General features: G+C 59.9%; 17 protein-coding genes. 8 read left to right on the top strand and 9 right to left on the bottom strand.

From position 1 onward, the window contains the following. Positions 1–117: 117 nt before the first annotated feature. Genes HYI44_RS24430 through HYI44_RS24440 form a run of 3 tightly spaced genes read right to left on the bottom strand, consistent with a single transcriptional unit; the run spans position 118 to position 1,161 of the window. A complete protein-coding gene (locus HYI44_RS24430) occupies positions 118–459 on the bottom strand; it encodes a hypothetical protein (RefSeq protein ID WP_045058095.1) in 342 nt (113 codons plus the stop codon). Beyond that, positions 456–845 (bottom strand): phage holin family protein, encoded by a 390-nt coding sequence (locus HYI44_RS24435; RefSeq protein ID WP_122841356.1) that lies wholly within the window; start codon positions 843–845, stop codon positions 456–458. The genes HYI44_RS24430 and HYI44_RS24435 overlap by 4 nt, the downstream gene beginning before the upstream one ends. A 1-nt stretch (position 846) precedes the next feature. After that, the gene (locus HYI44_RS24440; protein WP_045058097.1) at positions 847–1,161 is read right to left on the bottom strand and encodes a DUF883 family protein; all 315 of its coding nucleotides are present in this window, start codon (positions 1,159–1,161) and stop codon (positions 847–849) included. A 305-nt stretch (positions 1,162–1,466) separates the two neighbouring features. On the opposite strand from HYI44_RS24440, the gene HYI44_RS24445 reads away from it, so the two are divergent. Next, positions 1,467–2,675 (top strand): ammonium transporter, encoded by a 1,209-nt coding sequence (locus HYI44_RS24445; protein ID WP_225570725.1) that lies wholly within the window; start codon positions 1,467–1,469, stop codon positions 2,673–2,675. Position 2,676: 1 nt separating this feature from the next. On the opposite strand, the gene HYI44_RS24450 is transcribed toward HYI44_RS24445, so the two are convergent. Next, the gene (locus HYI44_RS24450; protein WP_225570726.1) at positions 2,677–4,389 is read right to left on the bottom strand and encodes a cation:proton antiporter; all 1,713 of its coding nucleotides are present in this window, start codon (positions 4,387–4,389) and stop codon (positions 2,677–2,679) included. 204 nt (positions 4,390–4,593) lie between these two features. On the opposite strand from HYI44_RS24450, the gene HYI44_RS24455 reads away from it, so the two are divergent. The 3 genes from HYI44_RS24455 (at position 4,594) to HYI44_RS24465 (ending at position 6,239) form a co-directional block, all read left to right on the top strand. Next, on the top strand, positions 4,594–4,830 hold the full coding sequence (locus HYI44_RS24455) for a glutaredoxin family protein (RefSeq protein WP_122841353.1): 237 nt from the start codon (positions 4,594–4,596) through the stop codon (positions 4,828–4,830). Positions 4,831–4,959: 129 nt separating this feature from the next. Then, complete coding sequence (locus tag HYI44_RS24460) at positions 4,960–5,277, top strand: transcriptional regulator (protein ID WP_122841352.1); 318 nt, start codon at positions 4,960–4,962, stop codon at positions 5,275–5,277. Between the two features lie 71 nt (positions 5,278–5,348). Next, complete coding sequence (locus HYI44_RS24465; protein ID WP_122841351.1) at positions 5,349–6,239, top strand: pseudouridine synthase; 891 nt, start codon at positions 5,349–5,351, stop codon at positions 6,237–6,239. A 68-nt stretch (positions 6,240–6,307) separates the two neighbouring features. Here the strand turns inward: HYI44_RS24465 and HYI44_RS24470 are convergent, their stop codons facing one another. Together HYI44_RS24470 and mobA are read right to left on the bottom strand one after the other, a co-directional pair. Continuing rightward, positions 6,308–6,529 (bottom strand): YgdI/YgdR family lipoprotein, encoded by a 222-nt coding sequence (locus HYI44_RS24470; protein ID WP_122841350.1) that lies wholly within the window; start codon positions 6,527–6,529, stop codon positions 6,308–6,310. 77 nt (positions 6,530–6,606) lie between these two features. Then, positions 6,607–7,209 (bottom strand): molybdenum cofactor guanylyltransferase MobA, encoded by a 603-nt coding sequence (mobA, locus tag HYI44_RS24475; RefSeq protein WP_225570727.1) that lies wholly within the window; start codon positions 7,207–7,209, stop codon positions 6,607–6,609. Between the two features lie 81 nt (positions 7,210–7,290). Here mobA and moaB point away from each other — a divergent pair, with 81 nt between their 5' ends. The 3 genes from moaB (at position 7,291) to yegS (ending at position 10,132) form a co-directional block, all read left to right on the top strand. Further along, the gene (moaB, locus tag HYI44_RS24480; protein WP_045058105.1) at positions 7,291–7,830 is read left to right on the top strand and encodes a molybdenum cofactor biosynthesis protein B; all 540 of its coding nucleotides are present in this window, start codon (positions 7,291–7,293) and stop codon (positions 7,828–7,830) included. 22 nt (positions 7,831–7,852) lie between these two features. Continuing rightward, positions 7,853–9,040 carry a gephyrin-like molybdotransferase Glp gene (gene glp / locus HYI44_RS24485; protein WP_225570750.1) on the top strand — a complete coding sequence of 396 codons (1,188 nt, stop codon included), beginning with the start codon at positions 7,853–7,855 and terminating at the stop codon, positions 9,038–9,040. Between the two features lie 174 nt (positions 9,041–9,214). Further along, positions 9,215–10,132 (top strand): lipid kinase YegS, encoded by a 918-nt coding sequence (gene yegS / locus HYI44_RS24490; protein WP_225570728.1) that lies wholly within the window; start codon positions 9,215–9,217, stop codon positions 10,130–10,132. On the opposite strand, the gene HYI44_RS24495 is transcribed toward yegS, so the two are convergent. The 3 genes from HYI44_RS24495 to HYI44_RS24505 all read right to left on the bottom strand — a co-directional run bounded on the left by HYI44_RS24495 (position 10,116) and on the right by HYI44_RS24505 (position 12,343). Continuing rightward, positions 10,116–10,775 (bottom strand): response regulator transcription factor, encoded by a 660-nt coding sequence (locus HYI44_RS24495; protein WP_225570729.1) that lies wholly within the window; start codon positions 10,773–10,775, stop codon positions 10,116–10,118. The two genes, yegS and HYI44_RS24495, sit on opposite strands and share 17 nt — an antisense overlap. After that, entirely contained in the window at positions 10,772–11,665 is an 894-nt protein-coding gene (locus HYI44_RS24500; RefSeq protein ID WP_225570751.1) for a sensor histidine kinase, read from the bottom strand. The genes HYI44_RS24495 and HYI44_RS24500 overlap by 4 nt, the downstream gene beginning before the upstream one ends. A 207-nt stretch (positions 11,666–11,872) precedes the next feature. After that, a complete protein-coding gene (locus tag HYI44_RS24505; protein WP_122841344.1) occupies positions 11,873–12,343 on the bottom strand; it encodes a hypothetical protein in 471 nt (156 codons plus the stop codon). A gap of 422 nt (positions 12,344–12,765) precedes the next feature. Between HYI44_RS24505 and HYI44_RS24510 the strand changes: the two genes are divergently transcribed. Further along, positions 12,766–13,701, top strand: coding sequence for a chemotaxis protein CheV (locus HYI44_RS24510; protein ID WP_225570730.1), 936 nt, complete (start codon positions 12,766–12,768; stop codon positions 13,699–13,701). Positions 13,702–13,727 lie beyond the last annotated feature (26 nt).

A 13,727-nucleotide genomic window follows, 5' to 3' on the forward strand; every position in this document is an offset into this window, starting at 1 on the left:
TCTTGTTCTGGGATTATCCGGGTACCTGTCAGGCACGCAGCAGTAGGCACGCGGGGTTGAACCTCTTGTCCAAGAGATCCAACCCCGCATGATGTTGCAAGAATACAGCCAGCTTGCTTAGTGTTTGCGCGATGAGCCCTGCATGACCAGTTTGATCAACGGGCCCAGGGTCGTAGTCAGGCGAATCAGCCGGGTAACGCCACCGGCGCCGCCGCTCTTGGCGCCTTTGCCGGTCAGGAAGCCCAGCAGTGTCACTGCGGCGACGCCCCAGAGCGGCGCATGCTTGATGCCAAACCCGCCTTGAATGCTTTGCGTCATCCCGCGCACGCGGTGCAAAGGCTGCAGCAATTGCGCGGATTCGTGGCGAATTTCCTGGCGATGCATTTCCATGCGCAGGCGGATCAGCGCCTTGCGCATTTCAGTGCGTGAGGTGTTGTGCGGCAGTTCGGGCAGACTCATGGCAACAGGCGCTCCCGGTCATTGGCCAGTTCTTCCAGCGTACCGTGGAATGGCGAGGACTCATCGAAAATCGCTGCCTTCAGGCGCACTGCGCAGAAGATTGCCGCCAGCGTGTAGAACACACAGAGGCCGATGATGGCTGCCAGGCGGTAGGTATCCCAGAACAGGATCATGACCAGGGTCGACAGGCCCACCAGCAACAGCAGGGCAAACACCAGCGCCAGGCCCGCAAACAACAACAGGCTTACGGTGCGGGCTTTCTGTTCCTGCAACTCGATGCCGAAGAGCTCGACATGACTGTGCAGCAACCCGAGAAAAGCGGCACCCAAGCGCCGCGGTGAGGAGCTTTGGCCCGTCGCGGACGAGCTGGATTCGCCGATCGCCATATCAGCGCCGGGTGGCCAGAAGGCCGATCAGGAAACCCACGCCGGCGGCAATCCCGACCGATTGCCACGGGTTGGCCTGGACGTAATCTTCGGTCGCAGTGACCGCAGCCTGACCGCGCTCGCGCAGGGAGTCTTCGGTCAGTTTGAGGGTTTCCCGGGCGCGCAGGAGGCTGTCGTGAATCTGGTCGCGCAATTCATCAGCCTGATCACCAGCGATGGTTTTGGTGTGTTCCAGCAACCGTTCAGTGTCGCTGACCAATGTTTGAAAATCATTCATCAGTATTTCTTGAGCAGTCTTTGCCTTGATGCTGGCCATTGGTGATCTCCGTAAGTGGCGTCTGTTGCGTTCGAGTATGAGCGGTAAGTGAAGGTTCAGTCCAAATGACTGGTACAGCTTTTGCTTTGCCATGGTGCGCCAGCCCGCGCCGTTGCGCTGTTGCTGGGCATGGTTTGAGCAAAACCATAACTCAAATAATTGAAACCCGCGCATAGGTCATGACCTTGCGCACCAAAACGGCTCCCCAGGCTTCTCTTGAGAACCTTGTCGAGGCGCAACTTGGTGCATAAATCTTCTGCGCGAACTGCTTTGGTGCTTTTTTAGCCTTAAGGTCTGCCGATCCCATGGAAAATCTGCAAAGCGCTGTCAACACTCTGGTTCACAGCTCCAATACGTTGTTCATTCTGATCGGCGCCGTCATGGTGTTGGCCATGCATGCCGGTTTCGCCTTTCTTGAGGTCGGCACGGTTCGCCAGAAAAATCAGGTCAACGCGCTGTCGAAAATCCTCAGTGACTTCGCCATTTCGACCCTTGCCTATTTCTTTATAGGCTACTGGATTTCCTATGGGGTCACCTTCATGCAACCGGCGGCGATACTGAACGCCGATCATGGTTATGGACTGGTGAAGTTTTTTTTCCTGCTGACCTTCGCCGCTGCAATCCCGGCCATCATCTCCGGGGGCATCGCCGAGCGCGCAAGGTTTGTACCACAGCTGTGCGCGACAGCCTTGATCGTGGCGTTCATCTACCCGTTTTTCGAAGGCATGATGTGGAATGGCAACTACGGCCTGCAAGCCTGGCTGCTGGCGCGTTTTGGCGCCAGCTTCCATGACTTTGCCGGGTCGGTGGTAGTCCATGCCATGGGCGGCTGGCTGGCGCTGGCGGCCGTGTTGCTGCTGGGACCACGACAGGGCCGATATCGCGACGGCCGGCTGGTTGCGTTCGCGCCGTCGAGTATTCCGTTCCTGGCGTTGGGGTCGTGGATTCTGATCGTTGGCTGGTTCGGGTTCAACGTCATGAGCGCGCAGACCCTGGGTAACGTCAGCGGACTGGTGGCAGTGAACTCGCTGATGGCCATGGTGGGCGGTACTGTGGCGGCACTGATCGTCGGGCGCAACGACCCCGGCTTTCTGCATAACGGGCCGTTGGCCGGACTGGTTGCGATCTGCGCCGGTTCCGATTTGATGCACCCGGTGGGCGCTCTCGTTACCGGTGCGATTGCCGGGGCGCTGTTTGTCTGGTGTTTTACTGCCGCGCAAGTCAAATGGCGCATAGACGATGTGCTGGGCGTGTGGCCGCTGCATGGCCTGTGCGGGGTTTGGGGGGGGATCGCCTGCGGGATATTCGGCCAGGTCGCACTGGGCGGCTTGGGCGGCGTCAGCCTGATCAGCCAGTTGATCGGTACGGCGCTGGGCGTAATCGTGGCGCTGCTCGGCGGCCTGGCGATTTATGGCGGCATCAAGGCGCTGCATGGCCTGCGCCTGAGCCAGGAAGATGAGTATCACGGTGCGGACCTGGCGATCCACAAGATCGGCGCGGTCAGCCAGGACTGATTCAACGTTCATCGTCGTCCGAACCTGGATAGAAGTCGTGCAACAGGCGATAGCGATCGATGCGGACCTGGTCTACGCGGTCCTTAACCTGTTGTGCGGGCAGGCCGAGCATGATCAGCGCGTGGGAGGCGAGCATCAGGCTCGATTCCAGCAGCTCCGGCACGACCTCGCTGGCCCCTGCTGCATTCAATTCGGCGAGCTGGCTGTCATCGCGAGTGCGCACCAGGATCGGCACGCTCGAGTTGTGCGCGCGCGCCTGCTTGAGGATGAGCATGGCAATGTCGGCCCGGTCCACGGCAATCACCAGCAGCCGCGCGCGGTCCAGTCCCACTGCGAGCAGCAGTTCGCCGCGGCGGGAGTCGCCGTAGTGCACGCACTGTTCGCTGACAGCGGCCTCCTGTACTCGTACCGGGTCGTTGTCCAGCGCAATGTAGGCTTGATGTTCATGGCGCAGGAAGCGGCCGATGGACTGGCCAACCCGGCCGTATCCGCAGATGACTACGTGACCGTCCAGGCCGGCATTGAGTGCGCTGATTTGTTCCAGCTGCGCTTCTTCATTGGGTTTGCGATGCAAGCGCGCGGCTATACGCGGCGCCGCGCGCAGGAGCAAGGGCGTCACCAGCATCGAGCAAAAGGTGGCGGCAAGCAGCAGTGCGGCGAAGTCGCCCGGAAGCATTTTGCTCGTTTGCATTTGCGCCATCAGCGCAAAGCAGAACTCCCCGCCCTGGGCCAGCGCGAGGCCGCTACGCCAGGCGGTTTCGGTGTCACTGCCACGCCATTTGACCAGCAGCGCGACAACGCTGCCCTTGATCAGCAGCAACGCCAGCGTCAACCCCAGGATCAGCAGGCCATGGCTGGCAAATAGCTGCAAGTCGATCAACATGCCGATGCTGACGAAAAACAATCCAAGGAGAATGTCGCGGAAGGGGCGGATGTCAGCCTCGATCTGATGGCGGTAGTGGCTCTCGCCCAGCAACATGCCGGCGAGAAACGCCCCCAGTGCAGGCGACAGGCCGAGCAGGTGGGTCAGCCATGCGGTGAGCAGGACAATCACCAGCGCCAGCAGCACAAACAGCTCTGCGGAGCGAGCCGCCGCCACCTCATGGAATAACCGCGGCAAAAGCCAGCGGCTGGCCATCAGCAAGCCGACAAACAACACCAGGGTTTTGCCCAGCGTCATGGGCAGCGCCCAGTACCAGGGTTGCTCGCTACTGCCTGCAAACACGGGCACCAGGGTCAGCAGCAGAACGGCGACCACGTCCTGGAACAACAGCACGGCGATGGCGTTCTGGCCGTGGCTGCTGAATATTTCACCAAGGCTGCCAAGCTCCTTGCTGACAATGGCGGTCGATGACAGGGCCAGTCCCGCACCCAGTAACAGCGCAGGTATACCCGGCATGCCGAACAGCATCAGCAGGCTCCCCAGCAATACCGCACATATCAGCACTTGCAGGCTGCCAAGGCCGAACACCACCTGTCGCAGTGCCAGCATTTTCGACAGGGAAAATTCCAGCCCCAGGGAAAATAGCAGGAACACCACGCCCAGCTCGGCGAGATCCGGCAGCTCTTCGCTTTCATTGACCCAATTGAACGCAGTGGGGCCGATCATCAGCCCCACGCACAGGTAGCCCAGGACCGGTGGCAAGCGCAGTCGCTGGAACAGCGCAATCACCACCAGGGAGGAGGCTAGGATGATCAGCAGATTGGCGAACACGAACTCTCCGAATTTGAAGTTGGCTAATGAAGCGTAGAGGCAAAAAAAGACCGAGCATCACTCATATGGCATTTGCCGGGAATGATTTGAGTCAGGGGATTGCCAGATCCTCGAACCGCCATTGCCCAGGCGCTGCAGGCTTCGTCTCGACTGACTTGGATCGTGGGCCTAGAATGAACCCCTACTTTGCCTGGGCCCCTCGCCATGCCTCCTGAATGTCAGCTGTTCGGCACCCTTGGTTGCCATCTGTGTGAACTTGCCGAAGAAGAGTTGATGCCCCTGGTCGAGCACGGTTTGCTGGTCGAGCTAATCGACATTGCCGAGAACGAAGACTGGGTCGAGGACTACGGGTTGCGAATTCCGGTGCTGCGCCGCGTGGATACGGGAGCGGAGCTGGACTGGCCATTCGATGCCGAGCAGATAGTGGCTTTTTTGCGTTGAACAGCGCTCCACTTATCGCTCTGCCCGATTGATCCGTTGGCGAAAGCTCGCTGATTCGGTTACTGTATGTGTATACAGTTATTCGGATGGCCTGTCTTGCGGGCGATCCTGCGAGTCAGAGGATGAGTCATGGTCAATGTCGAACAGTTGAAGAACAGCGTGAACCGCATGTCGGCGGACGTGGTGCGAGAGGCCGTTCTCGAACTGCGCCTGGACGGCCTGGTGACCGAAGGGAAGACCCCCTTCAACAAGCTGCATTTCAACACCTGTTTCGCCGAAATCGAAGCCTTGTTCCAGCGCGCAGGGTATCACCGGCAGCTGGATGTGGTCGGTTACCAGGGCTTGCTGTACGCATTGTATGACCCTGGCCGCTGGGAGGCGGTCGACGTGTTGCGCTGGCTCAAGGAGTTCACCGAGGCCGCCGCGCGCGACCGGATACCGGCGTGAGTAATCTCTTCTAGGATCGTTCTGGCCGCTGCAGGATAATGCTGACCTGCATTAGGGGTCAGAGCGTTCTTATGTCCACTTCATCGTTTTCTGCTGCGCGCACTCAAGCCAGTACTCTGTATCTGCCCCCGGGTGCGTGGCAGACCGTGCTCGACTGCCTATGCGAGCACTTCAGTGCCATCGGCCGCGAGCAATGGCTCGACCGCATCGCCCGCGGTCGTGTCCTGGATGGCTTTGGGCAACCTATCCCCCTCGACCTGCCGTACAAGGAAGGTTTGCGCATTCATTATTTCCGGGAAGTCGCGGATGAAAAACCGATTCCGGTGGTCGAGTCGATCCTGTACGCAGATGAGCATCTGGTGGTGGCGGACAAGCCGCACTTTTTGCCAGTAACGCCTGCCGGTGAATACGTCGAGCAAACCCTGCTACGCAGGTTGATCCATCGCCTGGATAATCCGCATCTGGTGCCCCTGCATCGCATTGATCGCCACACAGCGGGCCTCGTGCTGTTTTCAGCCCATCCTGACAGCCGCTCGGCCTACCAGTCCCTGTTCCCGACCCGGCAGATCGAAAAACGCTACGAAGCTATTGCTCCTGCGTTGCCCGGGCTGTGTTTCCCGCGGGTGCACAAAAGTAGGCTGGTGGAGGGCGAACCTTTTTTCCGCATGCAGGAAGGTCCCGGCGCGACCAATACCGAGACAGCGGTGGACGTTAAGGAAAAGAACGGCGACTTCTGGCGTTATGCGCTGTACCCGGTCACGGGCAAGAAACATCAGCTGCGCGTGCACATGGCCGCCCTGGGCGCGGGCATCTGTAATGATCCGTTCTATCCCCAGGTGCTCAAGGACGTCGTCGATGACTATGCCAACCCCTTGAAGCTGCTGGCCCAGGGCTTGCGCTTCGTCGACCCGATCACCGGGCAGGAGCGTTGTTTTGAAAGCTCGCTGTTTCTGGACTGGTGATGACGGTATTGCAGGCATGAAAAAGCCCGCCGAAGCGGGCTTTTCTGTATCGGGCTATGCCGTAAAGATTACAGCTCTTTAACGGTACGAACCTGATCCTTGTTGATGCGGGTTTCTTTACCGTCGAGTTGCTGGAACTCGTAGAAACCGGAATCTTCATCATACTGTGGCGCGTCGACAGCCTGGATTTCGCGACCGTCATTCAAGGTGATCACGGTAGGCGAAGAGCAACCGGCAAGGGTCGCAAGGCCCAGTGCGAGCATGAAAGTGGCGAGGGTCCGTTGAGTCATGAGTGTGTCTCCGATATGAATTCTTTGGTTACTGAGCTTGTAGACGTGTACAACGCGCGCAAGTTCCTTGGCTAGTGTCAGTCTGACACAGTGCCGTGGCTGCTTAACAGCTCCGGAGTATTCAGGTTGGCCAGCCGCGGGTCGTTTTCGGGGCATTGCAGGGCGATCGCACCCAGTTTGCGCATGATCCGGCCGGGACTGCGTTCCCCCTCACTCCAAGCCTCGTCGAATGCCTGGCAGAGTTCCACGGGGATGATGCATAACAGCGGTTCCCAATGCTCGCCATGGCGCAGCATCAATGGTTTGTCCGGATGCCGGCTGGCGGTTTCGCGCATGGCCTGCAGCAGCGCGGCGTCAATGCGCGGCACATCACAGGGCAAGACCATCATGAAACGGTGCCGTGCGGCCTGCAGGCCTGCTCGAATCCCCGCCAGGGGCCCCGGGAAATCCCCTTCAACGTCATGCACCATGCGGTCGGCATAGGGTGCGTATTTGTCCAGATTGCGATTGCAGGAAATAATCAGGTCATCGCTCAGTGGCCGGGTCTTGCGGTGCAGATGCGCAATCAGCGGCTCGCCGTGCCAGTCCAGCAACCCTTTGTCCTGCCCCCCCATGCGTTGGCCGCGCCCGCCGGCCAGGAGCAGAATGGAGCAGGGCGGCAGTTGGGTTTCGAGGGTCATGGCGAGCCTCCATGGGGGCGGCGAAAAAAGTGAGGGCTGTGATATAACACCGGCCTGTTTTTCCTACAACTGGACGAGCCTATGAAAGCCAAGGCTGATGTACCTTTCGCGCCGCTGAACATAGCGGTGCTCACGGTCAGCGACACCCGTACCCTGGAAACCGACACTTCTGGCCAGGTCTTCGTCGACCGCCTGAGCGCTGCCGGGCATCGCCTGGCCGAGCGGGTACTGCTCAAAGATGATCTGTACAAAATTCGAGCGCAAGTCGCCCACTGGATTGCCGAAGATGTCGTGCAGGTCGTCCTGATAACTGGCGGCACCGGTTTCACCGGCCGCGACAGCACGCCGGAAGCGGTGAGCTGCCTGCTGGACAAGCAGGTTGACGGATTTGGCGAGCTGTTTCGGCAAATTTCCGTAGCCGACATCGGCACTTCCACTGTGCAATCCCGTGCGCTGGCCGGCCTGGCCAATGGCACGCTGGTCTGCTGCCTGCCGGGTTCGACGAATGCAGTACGTACCGGGTGGGATGGCATCCTCGCCGAGCAGTTGGACTCGCGGCACCGCCCGTGCAACTTCGTGACTCACCTGAAACAGGCGGCACCCTGTGAATCCCGCGGGTAAGCCTGGCAAGACCGGCGCTTTGATGCCGGTCGAAGCCGCACTGGCACGCCTGCTGGAAGTGGCTGGCGCCACGCCTATTCTGCAGCGTGAACGCTTGCCCCTGGCCCAAGTGCAGGGCCGCGTTCTGGCCGAGGACTTGACTTCAACCCTGGATTTGCCGCCCTGGCCGAACAGCGCCATGGACGGCTATGCGTTGCGCTTGGGCGACTGGACCGGCGAACCGCTGGTGGTTAGCCAGAAGATTTTCGCCGGTAACGCGCCGCAGCCCCTGCAGCCCGGTACGTGTGCGCGAATTTTCACCGGTGCTCCAGTGCCGGCGGGTGCCGACTGCGTCGAGATGCAGGAAAACGCCGAGGTCCAGCCGGACGGGCGAGTAGCGTTCACCCAAAGTCTGAAGGTGGGGCAAAACATCCGTCCTCAGGGCCAGGAAACCACTGCCGGAGAACAGGTGCTGGTGGCCGGGACTCGCTTGGGCCCGATCGAACAGGGCCTGGCTGCATCACTGGGCTGCGCGGAGCTGGAAGTCATTCGCAAGGTTCGCGTTGCAGTGCTTTCCACCGGTGATGAACTGATCGAGCCCGGTCAGCCCCTCGGCCCGGGGCAAATCTACAACAGCAACCGGGTGCTGCTGTGCAGCTGGTTGCAGCGCCTGGGTTGCGAGGTGATCGACGCCGGTATTCTCCCCGACGACCTGCCCACTACCCGCGCTCGCCTCGGCGAACTCAACGACGTTGACCTGATCCTTTCCACCGGAGGCGTCTCGGTGGGTGAGGCTGACTTTCTTGGAATTGCCTTGCGCGAGGAGGGTGAGCTGACGCTATGGAAACTCGCCATCAAGCCTGGAAAACCGCTGACCTTCGGGCACTTTCGCGGGGTGCCGGTGATCGGTCTGCCAGGTAATCCGGCCTCGACCCTGGTGACCTTTGCCTTGTTGACCCGACCTTATCTCTTGCGCCGTCAAGGCGTGCAGGACGTAGAGCCCCTGAAGTTCCAGGTGCCGGCGGGTTTCGACTGGCCGATGGCAGGCAATCGTCGAGAGTACCTGCGAGGGCGTCTGGAAAACGGCCAAGCGATCATCTACAAGAACCAGAGCTCCGGTGTGTTACGCAGTGCAGCGTGGGCCGAGGGACTGGTTGAGGTACGGGAGGATCGCACGCTGGTCGCAGGTGAGTTTGTCGGGTTCATTCCACTGAGTGAAGTCCTGGGCTGACACCTGTGGCCGGCAACTGACGGGTGCGTGTTGCACCCGGTCACCGGGCCAGCATGGTCACCGCTGTAGGACTCGCCTCTGGCCTCGCTTAAATATTTGGTTTTTTTACGGCTTTTTTGGCGGTGGGCGAGGTCAACATCTGCCATACGGAATCCAATCCTGGGAGTGACTGCCATGAGCGAACGCAAAGCGCTGTTAATTCTGCACGGCAAGCAAGCGCTCAACGAAGCGGTGCGTACCGCAGTTGAAGAGAAACGGCAGCAGGGCTGGGACCTGGCTGTACGGGTGACCTGGGAGGCTGGCGATGCCCAGCGGCTGGTCGATGAGGCATTGGATGCCGGTTATGTGCAGATTATCGCCGGGGGCGGAGATGGCACCCTGCGCGATATCGCCGAAGCAATCGCCAACCACTCGGCAGATGCCAGCCTGGTGCTGATGCCCTTGGGCACCGCGAATGATTTTGCACGCGCCGCCGGGGTACCGCTGGAACCTGGGCCCGCATTGGAGCTACTGGATGCCCCGGCCAGTGCCATTGACCTGGGCGAAGCAGGCTCGCAAGTTTTCCTGAACATGGCCACGGGTGGTTTCGGTAGCCAGGTCACCGCCAACACGTCGGAAGACCTGAAAAAAGTGCTCGGTGGAGCTGCCTATCTGTTTACCGGATTGTCGCGTTTCAGCGAGTTGCACGCCGCCTACGGCGAGTTGCAGGGGCCTGATTTCCACTGGAGCGGCGAGCTCCTGGCACTGGGCATCGGCAATGGTCGACAGGCCGGTGGCGGGCACGTCCTGTGCCCCGAAGCACTGGCTGACGATGGTTTGCTTGATATCAGCATTCTGCCTGCACCCCAGGAAGTGGTCGGCACCCTGAAGAACCTGCTGGCCGATGGCTTCGGTCTGGACAACATGTTCGTGCGCGCCCGCTTGCCCTGGGTTGAAATCAAGGTTTCGGAAGGGCTCTACATCAACCTTGATGGCGAGCCACTGGAAGGCGACAACCTGCGCTTCGCGGCGCGTCCGGCAGCCCTTCGAGTGCATCTGCCAGCGAACTCACCCTTGTTGAGCGGTTCGACGATCGTTAATCATCCAGACTGATGATCCGCTCACGCACGGCAAACAGAACCAGCCCGGCCACGTCGTAGATCTGCAAGCGCTTCATGATCTGCGAGCGATGGGTTTCCACGGTCTTGATGCTCAGCCCGAGGCCGCTGGCGATTTCCCGGGTGGATTTGCCGCGAACGACCAGGCGCAGGATTTCCAGCTGGCGCGCCGTCAGGTTGTGGGTATCGCCTGCTTGCGCCTGGTTCGTGCGATTGCGCACCAGCGCCTGGTTGATCACGGTGTGGGCGATAGCCGGGCTCAGGTAGCGCTCGTTGTTGCGCAGGGCTTCCAGTGCCTGTTCGAGCTCGGTGGCGGTGGTGTCCTTGAGCAGGTAGCCGTGGGCACCTGACTCCAGCGCCTGCATGATCAGGGCCGGGTCGGTGTGCATCGACAAGATCAATACCTTGCATTGCGGACGCACGCGCTTGAGTCGTTGCAGCGCCTCCATGCCACCGGTTTGCTTCATGGAAAGATCCAGCAGGACGATGTCGGGCACCAGGCGCTCGACCGTCTCGACCAGCTGCGAGCCGTCGTTCGCTTCTCCCACGACCGAGTAACCGGGAATATCCAGTACCAGGGCGCGCACGCCAGCCCTGATCAGCGAGTGGTCATCCACCAGAAGCAAGTTACAAGTCAATGCAGAACCTTATTCGTGCTGGCCCGTTCAAGCGCACGGGGCGCCCAGGGGAAAAGTACTTCGATGCGCGTGCCTTTGCCCGGCTCGCTGATGATCGACAATGTGCCGCCCAGTTGCTGGACCCGCTCGGCCATGCCTGCCATGCCTCGCTGCCCCTCAAGCCCTGGATCTGTCGCGGGAGAGAATCCCCGGCCATCATCACTGATCGACAGTGACAGGCCCTGGGGCAGGCGCTGCAGACGAACCAGGAGGTTTTTCGCCCTGGCATGGCGCAACACGTTCGTCACCGCTTCCTGCGTGAGTCGAAACGCCGCGACGGCTGTTTCTTCGGGAATCCCGATCAGTCGCTGCTGGCACTCCAGGCTCCAGTGCACGGCGGTATTGGCCAAAGCCTTGAGCAGATGCGCGCGCAAGCTGGCTTCCAGGCCAAGACTGGCCAGTTGCCGCGGATTGAGAATGGCCGACACATCGCGAACCTTCGCCAGCGTTTCTTCCAGCGTATCGCAGAGCGTCGCGCACTGGCTTTGCAGGTCTTCGGGCATGCGGCGCTTGAGCCATTCACTTTGCAGTTTGGCCGCCGTGAGCAGTTGGCCGATATCGTCGTGCAACTCGCGACTGAGGCGATGACGTTCATTTTCCTGGACCTGCAGCAGCCGATCAGCCAGTTCCTGGGGCTGAAACTTGATCATCGTGCTGGAAAGGCGATGTTGCAGCCACAGGGCCAACAGCGTCGCGAAATTCAGCGCCAGCATGCCAGGTGGAAACTGCAGGGCCATGCAATAGACCAGCAGGTTGCCCAGCACCGAGCTGGTGCACAGCAACAGCGTCAGCCGTCGCGCCTTCACGGGGGTGGGGGGCCACGGGATGATTGATTTCAGGCTGGCGTACATAGCGGATGGAGCCAATGAATGTTCGCTGCGAAAGGACAGCCAAATGCAGTGGCGTATCCGGGTGTGGAATCAATGCGCCATTAATTGACGTCAATTATTGGTCGGCATGATAACACCGAAGATACCGTTGGTCGCGCCAGCTCCAGAGGGCTGAAGCGTCAGCCCCTACGTCTATACGGTTCTTCCTTCAAACATGTTCGCCACGGATCAGGCATGAACCGCCGCGAAGCCCACGACAGTAAAAGGTTTGGCGGTCACGGGTGGCTGGAACGGCCGGTGGCCGACCTGAAACGCAAAGGCTTCAATCAGTTCGGTCTGCTCGCTGTCGTCCAGGCAGAGCTCACCGGTTTTCTGATCGATCAGCTCAAGTTGCCAGGCCATTAACGTCAGGCAGTCTTTCAGCGCGCCAAGCGCTTCGTCGTGTAGTGGCAGGTGATGGTGGGCATGGTTAAGCACGCTGTGAATGTGCAGCGAAAAGCCTGACACCGCGGCAAGGGCCAGTGATTCAGCCTTGCTTGCGAGCTTGAGCAGGGTGCTGAGTATGCAGTCGATCGCATCGTTGTCGTCGCTGATCAGTTGCAAGTGACTCAGGCATTCCTCCGTTTTGGCCAAAAGCAGTTCCGCCTCGACTTGAAACTCGGTGAACCGCTGAGGCCACCCTTTATGGTCGATTCGCATGCTGACTCCACACCATCATGTCAAATGAGCAATTGTCGTGTGTGGCGATGTGAGCGGCTGCGCTCCTGTTGTTGCGGACGGCGCCCGCGTATTCGGTCGGGCACAGGACCACTTGCCTTCGATCGCACACAAAAGCCGACTCCGTTCATACAATGAGAATGGCATCACATTAATGGCTATCGGAAAGGACGAATATCAGGTCGGGCCTGATTGCGTGTAGGGGGAACCCTTAGGCGAGGGAACCTGGCGAGCAAAAGACTGTCTCGCGCGGTGGTGCAGGGCTGGAGATCGCTGCCAGTAAAGCATGATGCTAATGTGACATCAATGCCTCGGCATGGCATCTTCACCAGGGGGTCAAGGTCTGCCGTGCGCAGCCGATAAACCTTCTTAATGAATTCACCCGTACAAGCCCAGGAGTCATAATGGCCGGCATTCTCGACACGGTAGATAAACGCACGCAACTGGTGGGTGAGAATCGCCTCGAAATCCTCATGTTCCGCCTGGCGGGCCGGCAACTGTTTGCGATCAACGTGTTCAAGGTCCAGGAAGTGTTGCAGTTGCCAAAGCTGACCCTGATGCCCCAGCGCCATCCATTCGTCTGCGGCGTGGTCAATTTGCGGGGTCAGACCCTGCCAGTGATCGACTTGTCCCAGGCCATCGGCATGCGGCCATTGGTCCCGGGGCCGACCAGCACGATCATCGTCACCGAATACAACCGCTCGGTGCAGGCATTCCTGGTCAGTGGCGTAGATCGGATCGTGAACATGAACTGGGAAGCCATCCTGCCTCCACCGACCAGCGCCGGCCGCCAGCACTACCTGACTGCGATCAGCAAGGTTGATGACCAGTTGGTGGAAATCATCGATGTCGAGAAAGTCCTGGCGGAAATCGTCCCGTACAACGCCAAAGTGTCTCGCGAGAAACTCGAGGATCCGGTGCTTGAGCGCGCAAGGGGCCGTGAAGTGTTGCTGGTGGATGACTCAAACGTGGCCTTGGCGCAATTGCGCGACACCCTGGGCCAGTTGGGCGTAAAGATGCATATCGCCAGCGATGGTCTCAAGGCCTTGAGGATGCTCAAGGCCTGGGCCGACACAGGGGACAACATGACCGACAAGCTGCTGATGGTATTCACCGACGCCGAGATGCCGGAAATGGACGGCTACCGCCTGACCACCGAAATTCGCAACGATCCGCGCTTGCGCGGGCTTTATGTGGTGCTGCATACGTCGTTGTCCGGCAGTTTCAACGAGTCGATGGTGAAGAAGGTGGGTTGTGACAATTTCCTGTCCAAATTCCAGCCGGACAAACTGGTTGATGTGGTGCGCCAGCGATTGTTGCTGGATGAAGTACCGGTTTGATCGACGCCAGACACGTGTTCTTTGAT

Source organism: Pseudomonas sp. Y24-6, assembly GCF_020295325.1.
In the GTDB taxonomy this organism is placed as follows: Bacteria; Pseudomonadota; Gammaproteobacteria; order Pseudomonadales; family Pseudomonadaceae; genus Aquipseudomonas; species Aquipseudomonas gregormendelii.

Coding starts and splice junctions, on each gene's coding strand:
- HYI44_RS24460 (WP_122841352.1), top strand. CDS start 4,960: ATGGTCAATGTCGAACAGTTGAAGAACAGCGTGAACCGCATGTCGGCG.
- moaB (WP_045058105.1), top strand. CDS start 7,291: ATGAAAGCCAAGGCTGATGTACCTTTCGCGCCGCTGAACATAGCGGTG.
- HYI44_RS24445 (WP_225570725.1), top strand. CDS start 1,467: ATGGAAAATCTGCAAAGCGCTGTCAACACTCTGGTTCACAGCTCCAAT.
- mobA (WP_225570727.1), bottom strand. CDS start 7,209: ATGACCCTCGAAACCCAACTGCCGCCCTGCTCCATTCTGCTCCTGGCC.
- HYI44_RS24505 (WP_122841344.1), bottom strand. CDS start 12,343: ATGCGAATCGACCATAAAGGGTGGCCTCAGCGGTTCACCGAGTTTCAA.
- yegS (WP_225570728.1), top strand. CDS start 9,215: ATGAGCGAACGCAAAGCGCTGTTAATTCTGCACGGCAAGCAAGCGCTC.
- HYI44_RS24510 (WP_225570730.1), top strand. CDS start 12,766: ATGGCCGGCATTCTCGACACGGTAGATAAACGCACGCAACTGGTGGGT.
- HYI44_RS24435 (WP_122841356.1), bottom strand. CDS start 845: ATGGCGATCGGCGAATCCAGCTCGTCCGCGACGGGCCAAAGCTCCTCA.
- HYI44_RS24500 (WP_225570751.1), bottom strand. CDS start 11,665: ATGTACGCCAGCCTGAAATCAATCATCCCGTGGCCCCCCACCCCCGTG.
- HYI44_RS24430 (WP_045058095.1), bottom strand. CDS start 459: ATGAGTCTGCCCGAACTGCCGCACAACACCTCACGCACTGAAATGCGC.
- HYI44_RS24455 (WP_122841353.1), top strand. CDS start 4,594: ATGCCTCCTGAATGTCAGCTGTTCGGCACCCTTGGTTGCCATCTGTGT.
- HYI44_RS24470 (WP_122841350.1), bottom strand. CDS start 6,529: ATGACTCAACGGACCCTCGCCACTTTCATGCTCGCACTGGGCCTTGCG.
- HYI44_RS24465 (WP_122841351.1), top strand. CDS start 5,349: ATGTCCACTTCATCGTTTTCTGCTGCGCGCACTCAAGCCAGTACTCTG.
- HYI44_RS24440 (WP_045058097.1), bottom strand. CDS start 1,161: ATGGCCAGCATCAAGGCAAAGACTGCTCAAGAAATACTGATGAATGAT.
- glp (WP_225570750.1), top strand. CDS start 7,853: ATGCCGGTCGAAGCCGCACTGGCACGCCTGCTGGAAGTGGCTGGCGCC.